The sequence below is a fragment of the Methanobrevibacter sp. 87.7 genome (assembly GCF_002208625.1).
Taxonomy (GTDB): Archaea; Methanobacteriota; Methanobacteria; order Methanobacteriales; family Methanobacteriaceae; genus Methanarmilla.
This window is the reverse complement of sequence record NZ_MRCT01000057.1, coordinates 1-11,328: the sequence shown is the minus strand read 5'-3', so window position 1 is coordinate 11,328 and position 11,328 is coordinate 1. Positions and strand designations below refer to the sequence as shown.

General features: G+C 24.3%; 11 protein-coding genes and 3 tRNA genes. 4 read left to right on the top strand and 10 right to left on the bottom strand.

The window, feature by feature from the left end:
- Positions 1-128 precede the first annotated feature (128 nt).
- The 3 genes from BGI41_RS04090 (at position 129) to BGI41_RS04080 (ending at position 3,776) form a co-directional block, all read left to right on the top strand.
- Positions 129-1,190: an mRNA surveillance protein pelota gene (locus BGI41_RS04090; protein WP_088538963.1), complete on the top strand. Its 1,062-nt coding sequence runs from the start codon at positions 129-131 to the stop codon at positions 1,188-1,190.
- 317 nt (positions 1,191-1,507) lie between these two features.
- On the top strand, positions 1,508-2,437 hold the full coding sequence (locus tag BGI41_RS04085) for a cell wall biosynthesis protein (protein ID WP_233126311.1): 930 nt from the start codon (positions 1,508-1,510) through the stop codon (positions 2,435-2,437).
- A 247-nt stretch (positions 2,438-2,684) separates the two neighbouring features.
- Positions 2,685-3,776: a glycosyltransferase gene (locus BGI41_RS04080; RefSeq protein WP_088538961.1), complete on the top strand. Its 1,092-nt coding sequence runs from the start codon at positions 2,685-2,687 to the stop codon at positions 3,774-3,776.
- Between the two features lie 137 nt (positions 3,777-3,913).
- Here BGI41_RS04080 and BGI41_RS04075 read toward each other — a convergent pair whose 3' ends face one another.
- Complete coding sequence (locus BGI41_RS04075; RefSeq protein ID WP_088538960.1) at positions 3,914-5,200, bottom strand: NAD(P)/FAD-dependent oxidoreductase; 1,287 nt, start codon at positions 5,198-5,200, stop codon at positions 3,914-3,916.
- Between the two features lie 204 nt (positions 5,201-5,404).
- Here BGI41_RS04075 and BGI41_RS04070 point away from each other — a divergent pair, with 204 nt between their 5' ends.
- Positions 5,405-5,674 carry a HypC/HybG/HupF family hydrogenase formation chaperone gene (locus BGI41_RS04070; RefSeq protein WP_088538959.1) on the top strand — a complete coding sequence of 90 codons (270 nt, stop codon included), beginning with the start codon at positions 5,405-5,407 and terminating at the stop codon, positions 5,672-5,674.
- Between the two features lie 217 nt (positions 5,675-5,891).
- On the opposite strand, the gene BGI41_RS04065 is transcribed toward BGI41_RS04070, so the two are convergent.
- The 9 genes from BGI41_RS04065 to BGI41_RS04025 all read right to left on the bottom strand — a co-directional run bounded on the left by BGI41_RS04065 (position 5,892) and on the right by BGI41_RS04025 (position 11,024).
- Positions 5,892-6,395 (bottom strand): amino acid-binding protein, encoded by a 504-nt coding sequence (locus BGI41_RS04065; RefSeq protein ID WP_088538958.1) that lies wholly within the window; start codon positions 6,393-6,395, stop codon positions 5,892-5,894.
- Positions 6,396-6,662: 267 nt separating this feature from the next.
- Positions 6,663-6,737: transfer RNA gene (locus tag BGI41_RS04060), tRNA-Ile, on the bottom strand.
- A 25-nt stretch (positions 6,738-6,762) separates the two neighbouring features.
- Positions 6,763-6,837 (bottom strand) — tRNA-Ile (locus BGI41_RS04055).
- Between the two features lie 25 nt (positions 6,838-6,862).
- A tRNA-Ile gene (locus tag BGI41_RS04050) sits at positions 6,863-6,937 on the bottom strand.
- Positions 6,938-7,077: 140 nt separating this feature from the next.
- Entirely contained in the window at positions 7,078-7,362 is a 285-nt protein-coding gene (locus tag BGI41_RS04045) for an iron-sulfur cluster assembly protein (protein ID WP_088538957.1), read from the bottom strand.
- 321 nt (positions 7,363-7,683) lie between these two features.
- Positions 7,684-8,598, bottom strand: a complete 915-nt coding sequence (locus tag BGI41_RS04040) for a DUF5591 domain-containing protein (RefSeq protein WP_088538956.1) — start codon at positions 8,596-8,598, stop codon at positions 7,684-7,686.
- A gap of 37 nt (positions 8,599-8,635) precedes the next feature.
- The gene (locus BGI41_RS04035) at positions 8,636-9,160 is read right to left on the bottom strand and encodes a TIGR00295 family protein (protein ID WP_088538955.1); all 525 of its coding nucleotides are present in this window, start codon (positions 9,158-9,160) and stop codon (positions 8,636-8,638) included.
- Positions 9,161-9,323: 163 nt separating this feature from the next.
- Positions 9,324-9,872: a transcription factor E gene (gene tfe, locus BGI41_RS04030; protein WP_088538954.1), complete on the bottom strand. Its 549-nt coding sequence runs from the start codon at positions 9,870-9,872 to the stop codon at positions 9,324-9,326.
- 243 nt (positions 9,873-10,115) lie between these two features.
- Positions 10,116-11,024 carry a coenzyme F420-0:L-glutamate ligase gene (locus BGI41_RS04025; RefSeq protein WP_088538953.1) on the bottom strand — a complete coding sequence of 303 codons (909 nt, stop codon included), beginning with the start codon at positions 11,022-11,024 and terminating at the stop codon, positions 10,116-10,118.
- Positions 11,025-11,328: the final 304 nt, after the last annotated feature.

Below are 11,328 nucleotides of genomic sequence, written 5' to 3'. Positions count from 1 at the left end.
CTTAATATATTATATAATATAAATTTATATTTATTATTAAAAACTTATTTTTAGGAATACTTTATAAAATTTAATTATTTAATAATTTTATTAATTTTTAATTAAAAATAAAGAATTTAGGTGTAATAATGAAAATATCTTATCAAAATCAAAAAGAAGAAATAATAGAGGTTATTCCAGAAACATTAGATGATCTTTGGCATTTATCTCATATTGTTCGGAAGGGGGATTTTGTTACATCTAAAACAACAAGACGTATTCAAGACACTTCTGGTGATAAAATTAGAAGTGATAGAGGAGTTAAAAAAACATTTACTCTTGAAGTTCAAGTCGAATCTGTAAGTTTTCATATGTTTACTGGTAAATTACGTCTTACTGGTTCTATTACAAAAGGTCCAGAAGATTTAATACCTCTTGGATCTCATCATACTATTGAAGTTAAATTTAATATTCCTCTTAAAATTAGAAAGGAACAATGGTCAAAATGGGATACTCAAAGACTTCAACAAGCAGTAAAAGCTTCTAAAAAATTATCTGCAATTATAGTTCTCATTGAGGAAGATACAGTAACTTTTGGTTTAATACGTCAATTTGGTATTGAATATTATGGTCCAGTTTATGGAAATATTTCTGGTAAAAGAATTGTTAATAAAAATAGAAATAAAGAAATTATTGACTTTTATCAAGATATTGTTAAAACTATATACAAATATAAAGATATTCAAAGTATTGTTATTGCAGGTCCAGGATTTGCTAAAAATGACCTTTTTAAATTCCTTCAAGATAATTATAAAGATCTCGCTAAAAAATCTATTGTTGAATCAACAGGTTCTGGTGGACGTGTAGGTATTCAGGAAGTTCTTAAAAAAGGAACTGTTGAAAAATTAACTACTGAAAATAGAATAGCATTTGAAATGAAAGATATTAATGATTTACTTAAATTATTATCTAAAAATTCTGATATTGTTGTTTATGGTATTAATCAAACTAAAAACGCAATTAATATGGGTGCAGTTAAAAAATTAATGGTTCTTGATGTATATATGAAAGATGAAAATATTGAAAAATTAATGAATCTTACAGAAAATATGGGTGGAGATGTTACTATTATTAGTAGTGAACATGATGGAGGTAAACAGCTTGATGCTTTAGGTGGAATGGCTGCTATCTTAAGATATCCTATTTCCTAATTTTTTATTATTTTAACTATTTACTAGTTTTTGTTTATTTTCTTAATTTTTTAGATATTTAATAATTTTATTATCTTAAAGAATATGTAAATTATAATTTTTATTTTCTTTTTTTATTTTATATCATATTTTTTTTATTATTTTTTGTTTTATTGTATATTGATTTTGAATTTTATTTTAAATATTTAAAAAATGTTATATAATATTAAGACTATAAATAAAATATTAAAAAGTTTTTATAAAAATTTAAAAGACTATTTTTAATTTATATAATCATATATTCTATTAATTTTTTATAAAAAAGGATTAAGATTATTATGTATATGGGAATTATAAATGCATTAATTACAGTATTTATATTAACATTCATTGGAACTGGTGTAATAGATATTGTTTTTAGACGTTTAGGAGAAAAAGGATATATTAAGAATCTTTACCCTAATGTAAGAGGAGGAACTCCTAGAGCTGTAGGTATTATTTTATTTCTTGTTTTAATATTTTATTTACCTTCAGGATATAATGATCTCGTTCTTATAATGGGATTATTTGCATTAGTAGATGATTTATTAGGAAGGAAAACTATTGGAATGTCATCTATGGAATGGGGTCAGCTTTCTCGTGGAATTGGTATGATTTGTGTAATGATTGCTGGTTTTTATTTAGGTTTAGGTATATCTTCAATATTTATTGCATTATTAATTCAACCAGTTAATATATCTGATATGCAACCAGGATCAACTTGTATTGTTACAATTATTTTAAGTGCTTTAGTTGCAATCTTAATGGTATTACTTAATAGACCAATGGTTGAAGAAATTCCAGCATTTTATACACCTCTTTTAATTCTTGTAGCAACAATTGCTTACTCTCCACTTGACTTTTCTGGTAAAATTATGTTAGGTGAAGTTGGAAATCATAGTTTAGCTATTGCTTTAGGTCTTTCATTTTACATGCTTGGAGGACTTCCAGCTGTAATAATATTCTTTATTATCACAACATTCTTAATTGCATTTGTAAGGAGAAATACATTAAAAACATTCTTTGTAAGAAAAATGGAATTATATAATCCTGTATTTATGGATTATGTTATGGATGTTTTAACTGGTGGTGGACTTGGAGATTATATTAGAAAATTAATATGGAAAGATAAACAACCTGAAACAAATAATAGTTTAGCTATTTCTTTAGGTGCTAAGAGATTATTATTTAATCCAGAAGCACATAGGATGGAACGTTTAGATTATTAATCTTTCTTTATTTAATTTTTAATTATTTATCTCTTTTTATTGAAAATCTTATTTTTTATCAATTTTATAATATAATTTTATTTTTTTTACTGTTTTTTGGTTTTTACTGTTTTAGTATTTAGTTTGATTTTTCTTATTGTATTTAGTTTTATGAAAATTTTTTATTTAGTTTTAATTAAGAATTATTTTAATATATTAAAAAGAATAAATTATAATTTAATTAAAATGTAAAATTATGGTAGATTATATGAAAGCATTAGTTGTTATTACTGGTAGAGGTTTAGGTGGAGATGCAGTAATTGGTATGAATATTATTAAATCTTTAGAATCTAAAGGTTTTGATTGTGAACTTGCACTTGACTCTAGTGCTCCTGGAATTTTATTTGAGAAAAATGGATATTCATGGTATAAAATTTCAATTCCTCAAGCAGGAGGGCATGCAGCAAATAAAATTACAACTATTAAAGCAGGTCTTAAAACTATTGGTGCTGTATTTAAATGTAGAAATCTTATTAAAAAAGTAAAAGCAGATATTGTTGTAGGTGTTATTGGTGGAGGTGCAGTTGTAGGTTGTTTAGGTGCTAAACTTGCTAAAGTTCCTGCAGTTGGTGTTTTAAGTACTCCACTTGATACAAAAGTATGTACTAAACTTAATACATGTATTGTATTTCCAGAAGCACATATGTTTAGACAAAGTGTTATTCCAGAAAATGTTTATAGATCCTATTTCCCAGTTGCTCCAAATATATTAAAAGGAAATAAAGAAATAGGTTTAGAAAAAATCAAAGAACATTGTAGAAAAGAAAAAGAGAAAAATCCTAATGCAATTGATTTTGATGAGAATAAAAAAACAATTCTATTTTCATCAGGTTCTACTATCTTTGAAAAAATGGCTAAGGCAGTATCTGATTATTCAAAACTTACAGATAAATATAATATAATTCTTGTTGGTCTTCCATTAAAAGAAGAATATTATGATTGGTTTGATGATGAATCTATGATTTATCTTAGTTATATTGATTGGATAAAAGATTTATATGAAATTATTGATCTTGCTGTATTAACTGATGACGGTATGATGCTTCAAGAAGCAATGGTATGTAATCTTCCTTCAATTGCATTATTAAGAGTAAAATATGGTAGATATCATGATATGGCTGATGTCTTTGAAGGTGCTGTATTTGAAGCAAATAATGATAATTTAAGTAATGTTATTGAAAATGTAATGAATAATCTTTCTGAAGTTAAATTAAAAACTAAAGATTATGGTGAAAAAATTATTAATTCATCTGAAAATATTGCAAATATTATTTTAAATGAATATAAAAAAAGTAATTAGATTATAATATTTTAGCTATTTTTTAGAATTAGGTACTTATTTATATGGAATATAAACTTAGTACCTATTCTATAAATTCCTGTTTTTAATGTATTATTTATTAATTTTTGAATATAATTATTAATAATGTGCTTATTTTAATACATATATTTCATTATTTTAGATACTGCATCAGTATTTGGATGAACTTCAATAAATTCATCAAAGTTTTCCATATCTTCTCCAATATTCATAAGTAATGACATATAAGCAACATCACTTAATGATGATGGAGAAATAGAGTATACCTCTTTAACTTCTTTTGTGTTTTTATCAAATCCTATTTCTGTAAATCCAGTATGTCCATTTAATATATTCCAAAAGGTTTCTGGTCCTGCAAGTCCTGGAATACCAATACTTGAATTATTTTCTGAATTTTTATTATTGTTTATGAAACTAACTGGCATATCTAATGTTATTGATTGTGGAATATTATTGTATTTTACTATTTGTGATAATCCTGCCATGTTTCTTGCAGCAGTTATACCTTCCATTCTTGCAACAGGAGTTAAATTATATCCTCCAGTAACATCACCTGCAGCATAAATGTTATCTACATTAGTTTTCATCATATTATCTGTTGCAATTGAATTATCTGGATTTAATTTAACTATATCTTTAACAATTTCAGAGTTTGGAACTCTACCAGTACAAATAAAAGTAATTCCTTCAAATTCTCCTTTTGATGTGTTAATACTATTTTTATTTATTTCTAAAGTATCTGTATTTTCATAGATATTAACTCTATTTAATAAGTTTTTAATTACATAATCTTTGGTTTTTTGATTTAATTCTTTTAAAAAACTACTTCTTACAAAAATATTAACTTCACTACCAAAACTTGAAAAAATATTAGCTATTTCTGCAGAAATAATTCCTCCTCCAATTATATTTAATTTTTCAGGAACTTCTTTTAAATTAAGGATATCATTACTATAATATCCATTTTCAACACCTTCTATTTGTGGTATTGATGGTCTTCCACCAGTTGCAACCATAAGATTTTTGTAGTTAAAACTTTCACCATTAACAGTTACAGTATCTCCTTCTACTTTAGCTTCTCCAAAAATAACTTTATTTCCAACAGATTCATTTTCTTTTTGTTCTATTGCCCTTAATTTTTCTTGTGTTTCTATAATTTTTTCTGTAAGTTTTTTATAATCAAGTTCAATATTCCCTTTTATAAAACCATGATTTTCATATTTTTTCTTATTATTTAATAAACGGCTTACATCATTTAATGCACATATTACCATACAACCTTCGTTTAAACAAGTTCCTGCAATATGTTTTTTCTCAATAAGTATTACATCTTCACCTAATTTTCCAAGTTCAATAGATCCTACTCTCCCTGCAGGTCCTGAACCTATTACAATATTTTCCATAATTACACCTTAATTTTCTAATATTTAATATAATTGTTATTTTTATTTTTAATATGTTTTTTATTTTCTGTTTAGTTGTTGTTTTTAATTATGAATTTTTCTAGATTTAATTAAAAATTTTTATATACTTTGTTATATTATATTATTATTGAATATATATTGAGTTTAAAAATTTTTTAAAATAACTTTAAAGGAGTGTATAATATGTGTATAGCAGCACCAGCAAAAGTTGTTGAATTAGATAAAGAAAATAAATTGCTATCTGCTGATTTTGGTGGAGTTAGACAAACTGCAAGGTATAATCTTTTACCTGACGTAGAACTTGGGGACTATGTTCTTATTCATGCAGGTTATGCTATTGAAAAATTAACTGAACAAGCAGCTAAAGAGTCTTTAGAAGCTTGGGATGAACTTTTAGAAGTTTTAGATGAAGAAGATAAAGAATGGGCTGCAGCTCATCCTGATAAAGCTTAATTTATATACTTTTTTTATTTTTTCTTTTTTTAAGTTTTTATTTCTATACTTTTTTTGTTTTCTTGTAAAAATTAGTGTTTTTTCTTATTTTTTTATTTTTTGTAAAAAATAGTCTTAATTTATTATATATTTATTTAAAATTAGTGGATTATTATATTATAATTAATTTTTATATATAATTAAAAAAATTAAAAAAAGAATAGGAATTTTAATTAGATTAGTATATTGATACTCTTTTTACTTTATCTAATTTTAAGAATTCATTAATTAAATCTCCAGGTACTGATTTTTCAGTAATAATTGTAAGTACTGGATCTGATTCTAAATAAGTATCTTCTGCATATGCTTGTATAATATCTATATTTTTATCTGAAATTAATTTACTTGTTGCAGCAAGAATTCCATTACTTTCTTTTCCTACTTCAATTTCAATTACTCCGAGACCTAAATTTTTTGCAATATTTTTAAGTAAAGTTCCTGCAGGAATAATATTTTTAAAAATAGTGTTTAATTCATCATCTTCTAATATTATGTCTACTGTTGATTTTATTGCTCTTCTATCTACATTAGAAACTTTAGCAAGTGCAGCTTCATTGATTTTTAAATCTCCACAATATATTTTTCCATCATCAGATACTCTAAGACCTAATTCTATCATTTTTTGAACTACTCTGATTCTTGCTGGGTATTTTTGAAATTTTTTGTTTACTTTTTCCCACATTTTAACTACACTCCAATTTTTTGTTCATTATTGTATAATTATATTATAAAATATATAAAGTTTTATTTTTTTTATAAGAAAAAGTAATTTAATTTAAGATTATTAATTTCATATTTTTTATAATAAAAGTATTTTAAATTAAAATTTTTTATTTTTTATACTTTATTTTTAAAAAATAGTTTGAATTTAAATAAATTTAATATTTTAATAAAAATTAAATATTAATATTCAATTTAAGATAAATATTATTAAAAATAGTTTTTTTAGTAGGCTAGATGGGATTTGGACCCATGACCTCACGGTTATCAGCCGTGCGCGCTAACCAAGCTGTGCCACTAGCCTATTTGAATTAAATTAAATTAAGAAGTAGGCTAGATGGGATTTGGACCCATGACCTCACGGTTATCAGCCGTGCGCGCTAACCAAGCTGTGCCACTAGCCTATTTGAATTAAATTAAATTAAGAAGTAGGCTAGATGGGATTTGGACCCATGACCTCACGGTTATCAGCCGTGCGCGCTAACCAAGCTGTGCCACTAGCCTATATATAAAAATTAATTAAATAAAAACTCATATTTTTTCAATGAATTTAATAAATACAAGTTAATGTAATTTTTGGTTGTCTTCATATATAATTTTTTCGTTTTTCAAAAGAAAAAAATAAAAAAATATAGAAATAAAATTTATTCTCTATTAAGCATTTCATTAAGTGTGTCTGCCATAGCATGATCAATGATTGTGACTTTTACTTGGTCAATACCATCAACTTTAGATGCAAACTCTTTAACTTGTACTGCTACACGAGTAATACTCATACATCCAGGGTTAGTTGGTTTGATAACTATTTCAGCAACACCGTCTTCAACTTTAATTGATTGAACAATTCCCATTTCAATAACACTTATACCCATGTGTGGGTCAAGAACTGGGTAAATTGCTTCTTTAATTTGTTCTTCTACTTCAGACATATTTTCACCTTCTATTTTTTTTAATAATTTTAATAAAAATTTTTTTTCTGTTTTTAATTTTAAATATTCATGTTATTAAATATATTCATATTTTTGAATATTTAATATTTTCACTTTAATTTTTAAATTTTTATTTTAGTAAGAAATTGTTATATTTTCATACTATATAAACTTATATTATATTTTTAAGTATTTTAAAATTTTATTTTAAAAATTTTATTAAACTAAATTTTTTTATTTTTATTTTTAAGAAAAGTATTTTAAATTAAAATTTTTTATTTTTTATACTTTTATTTTTAAAACTTTAAAAATATATAAATATTATTTTTTTCTATGTTTTATATCTACTGCAACACCATAATTTGATTTTTCCATTTCTTCTCCACTAATTATAGCTTTTCCAGTTCCTACAACTTCACCATCTTTAACTACTACAACTTCATCTCTTGGTATAATATTTGGATCTGCTTTTGCTACTCCTGGTGAAAATACAGTATTTGTTTCTAAATTGAAATCAATTTCAACTACTTTTAATCCAATATCTGCAAGTAATTCTCCCCCTGCAAGACTTAAAGTATATAATCCCATATCTTTATTTAAAAATGCTAATTGTTTATCATTATAATATATTATACGATGATATCTACCTTTAGTTCTAATATCATCTGGAATTAAGTTTTCTCCTCCTTTACCAAATTGGTATCTTGCAATGGATCTTAATTCATGAAGCATTCTTCCACGTTTTGGCATTTTTTCATATTTTTTTAATTCCATTCTTGTATTATATATTGAATCAGGATTTGTAGGACGACCATCTACACAAGTGTATGTTATATCAAGACTATCAAGGTATTCTCTACAGATTTCTTCATATCCTCCTGCAACATTTGCAACTGCTGGAGTGTCTCCAATATATTCTCTAAGTAATTTTCCTGCTTCTTTTTTCTCATCTTGGCTCCAATTACCTGTAACACTTGTATCATATGATTGTATTGGGAAAGTATTTTCCATTTCTCTTGGACAAATTCCAAATGGGGAGGTTACAATTACTTCTTGGTATCCTTTTGTTGCCCTTTTAAATTTTTGATGTGATTTTGAATGTGAATATGGTTTTTTCATAGAACAAGGAAGAATTGTAATTACATTACCGTATGGTTTCATTAATCTCATTCTTTGTCTCCATCTAACTGCTTCTGGTCTATATAATGATTCTTCACTTGAACATATTACTTTCATATTATCACATTTTTTATATTATTTTTAATATACTAATTTAATTTTTATTATTTTTATCTTTTTTATTATTTTCTTTAAATTTACCAATAAGTTCATAATCTAATAATTTAACTTTTTTTATTGCATCTTCTGGATTTTTAATTCGTTTTTTCCATTTATTTATAGTATATCCAATATCAACAAATTCAGATCCATTTAATAGATTATCACTATGTGCTACAATTTTTTCTTCTATTGTTTGTGGTTCATAAGATCTTGGTGGTAATCCTAATTCTATTGCTTCTTCTTTGCTGATTCCTGCACCAATATGTCGTTCAATGATATTTGCAACTTCTTGAGGGTATCCATATTTTAATGCAATTTTTGCACCTATAACTCCATGAGTAATATTATTAGTTCTAGATCTTCCTAAATCATGTAGTAATGCTCCTTTTTTAATAAGTTCCATATCTGCTTCTGGAAAATTTTTAGCAATTTCTTTTGATTTTTCATAAACTTTAATACTATGCTTTATTACCCACTCTGGACAGCCTTCATTTTTTAAAATTTCAATTTCTTTCATTTTAATCATCGAATTATATATTTTTATAATTAGTTTTTTTTTAGTTTATTTTATTTTAATTTAGTTTTTTTTTAGAATTAGTTTTTTTATTTAAAAATAGTTAAATTTGTTTATTTTTTATTTAGTTTAAAAATAGTTAAAAGAATTAAGAAATATTATAAAATTATTGACTTTTTTCAAAGTCTTTAAGTATTTCTTCATATTTTTCAGTATCTTCTTTTAGTTGTGCAATCATCTCACTATTATCATCTTCAATTAACTCTTCACCACATTCTGGGCAGGTAAAACCCATTTCACATGCATCTGCAAAGTCAAATCTAGTATGATAATCAGGACATTTAAAGAATAAATTATTTTCTTCATTATCAGTAATTTCTTTAAGTTCTTTAATTATGTCTTTAAGACTTTCTTCAACTTTTTTATTTACTTCTTCTGGTTCAAATTTCCAGTCATAGGTGAACCATTGAGTTTCAGGATCTTTACTTCTTTTATAACTTGCAAGTCCTGCATCATAAAGTTTGTAAAGTATTTTTCTTACAGTGTTTAATTTTATGCCAGTTTTTTCTGCAATTTCTTCATCAGTTGTAACTCCATCATTAAGATATTGAACAATTTTAAAATTGTCTTTATCTTCATCCCCTTTTTTAGGTTTTTCATTTGGATTATCAATAATTGATCTTATTAACATTTCTACTAATGGGTTGTCTAGCATATAATTTCTCCATGATTTTATAGTTCATTTTTTTAAAATTAGTAATTTTAAGATTGGATTGTCTATTTTTTGAAAATTAAATAATTATTAAAAAAAGAAAAACTAATGTTAAAATACTAAATTTAAAATTTTTTATTATAATATTATTTATATTATTTTTATATTTAATAAATCTATGTATTTTTATATAATTTTTCTAATTTTTTTAATTTTTTTAATTTTATTTCCTATTTCATGTAGTTTTTAGTTTTTTCTAATTAATACTGCTGGTGTATGTGTTATTGAGTTTAAAGTTTCAACACTAATACTATCTTCACTACTTTCAGTATTTAATACTTTTTTAGCACTGTGTATTGTTTCCATACAAGTTTCAAGAGATTTTTGATATCTTTCATCAACATTTGCTATTTCTATTGCTTTTTCAACAGATAATTTTTTGCTTGATCCAAGAGGTGTTGAACCAACATTTTCAGATATTTGTCCTAATGTATAACCCCATGCTCCTTTATTTGATTCAATACCTTCTATTGCAGTAGGAAGTCCTGTAAAATATTTACCTTTCCTTTTATATGTTGCATCTGTATCAATTATCATAACATTAATATTTTTATTAGTTTTGTCTTTGATTTTTTTAGACAATTCTTCTGTAACTTTTTGAGGATTTTCAGGAAGAAGGGATACATAAGTTCCTGGTGAGTTACTTAAATCAATTCCTGCTTCTGAAGCAGGTTTTAATGCATGTTTCCATCCATATAAATCAAGAACTACTTGTTTATGTGCAGCAGTTTGTTTTGGTAAAATTCTAAGATTTTTTATTGTTCTTTTTTTAATTCCAAGTAAAGTTCCTAAAATATATCCCCAAAGATATTTGCTCCAGAATCCTGCAAGAAATTTAGCACCTATTCCAGGATTATACTTTGATTCATCAACAAGTCTTCCTTGTGATACAGATATAGGTGTTTCTGCAATTACTAAATAATCGTCATTTTCTATTAATGGGTAAACTTTGTTTAATAATTTGTCTAAGCTTTCTTTTGGTTTAATATAATTAGTTTCAATTGGAATTACTTTGTATTCTCCATCTATAACATATTTATATTTTAAACCATCTTCTGTTTTGTCGTATTTATAATCTGGTTTTTTTTCTGCCATTTTAGTTAGAACCTTTGTTTTTTATGAAGTTTAGTTAAAATTAGATTTTATATTTAAATATATTTTTAAATAAAAATATTCGTTTTTTGATTTTTATAATAATTTAAGAATTATTTTATTAATATAACTTTTATAAATTAATTTTTATAATATAATTATAAGCAATAAATATTATATATTAATAAAAATTTAAATTATTTGAAAAGTTATGTTAAAAGTATTTATTATATATTAAATAAGTAGTTAAAAATAATATTAATAAATTTTATAATTAAATTATTTATATATTAAAAATTTAGTATGT

Coding starts and splice junctions, on each gene's coding strand:
- BGI41_RS04090 (WP_088538963.1), top strand. CDS start 129: ATGAAAATATCTTATCAAAATCAAAAAGAAGAAATAATAGAGGTTATT.
- BGI41_RS04085 (WP_233126311.1), top strand. CDS start 1,508: ATGTATATGGGAATTATAAATGCATTAATTACAGTATTTATATTAACA.
- BGI41_RS04080 (WP_088538961.1), top strand. CDS start 2,685: ATGAAAGCATTAGTTGTTATTACTGGTAGAGGTTTAGGTGGAGATGCA.
- BGI41_RS04075 (WP_088538960.1), bottom strand. CDS start 5,200: ATGGAAAATATTGTAATAGGTTCAGGACCTGCAGGGAGAGTAGGATCT.
- BGI41_RS04070 (WP_088538959.1), top strand. CDS start 5,405: ATGTGTATAGCAGCACCAGCAAAAGTTGTTGAATTAGATAAAGAAAAT.
- BGI41_RS04065 (WP_088538958.1), bottom strand. CDS start 6,395: ATGTGGGAAAAAGTAAACAAAAAATTTCAAAAATACCCAGCAAGAATC.
- BGI41_RS04045 (WP_088538957.1), bottom strand. CDS start 7,362: ATGTCTGAAGTAGAAGAACAAATTAAAGAAGCAATTTACCCAGTTCTT.
- BGI41_RS04040 (WP_088538956.1), bottom strand. CDS start 8,598: ATGAAAGTAATATGTTCAAGTGAAGAATCATTATATAGACCAGAAGCA.
- BGI41_RS04035 (WP_088538955.1), bottom strand. CDS start 9,160: ATGAAAGAAATTGAAATTTTAAAAAATGAAGGCTGTCCAGAGTGGGTA.
- tfe (WP_088538954.1), bottom strand. CDS start 9,872: ATGCTAGACAACCCATTAGTAGAAATGTTAATAAGATCAATTATTGAT.
- BGI41_RS04025 (WP_088538953.1), bottom strand. CDS start 11,024: ATGGCAGAAAAAAAACCAGATTATAAATACGACAAAACAGAAGATGGT.